Genomic DNA, 298 nt, shown 5'->3' with positions numbered 1-298 from the left:
TCCCTATAACCTTGACGGCTATAGTTCTAAGCATTTACTACTTGTGATGATGAGTTTTACTACCCTAAGTGTGTAATTGCTTACACGCTTAAATAAAACTTTACTTCTTCCAGATTGTTAAAGAACGATACTGCTTTTACCTAAACATCTTAGTGCTTACGTAAAAACAGGTGGTGGAGGATGACGGGATCGAACCGACGACCCCCTGCTTGCAAAGCAGGTGCTCTCCCAGCTGAGCTAATCCCCCTATTTGGTGCAACTGGTAGGGCTGGTTGGACTCGAACCAACGACCCCCGCG

1 tRNA gene is annotated in these 298 nt (G+C 45.6%); it reads right to left on the bottom strand.

Going from position 1 to position 298, the window contains the following annotated elements:
- Positions 1-171: 171 nt before the first annotated feature.
- A tRNA-Ala gene (locus GJ699_RS33995) sits at positions 172-247 on the bottom strand.
- Positions 248-298: the final 51 nt, after the last annotated feature.

The sequence above is a fragment of the Duganella guangzhouensis genome, from assembly GCF_009674535.1.
Taxonomy (GTDB): domain Bacteria; phylum Pseudomonadota; class Gammaproteobacteria; order Burkholderiales; family Burkholderiaceae_D; genus Rugamonas; species Rugamonas guangzhouensis.
This window is presented reverse-complemented; position numbering and strand designations above follow the sequence as displayed.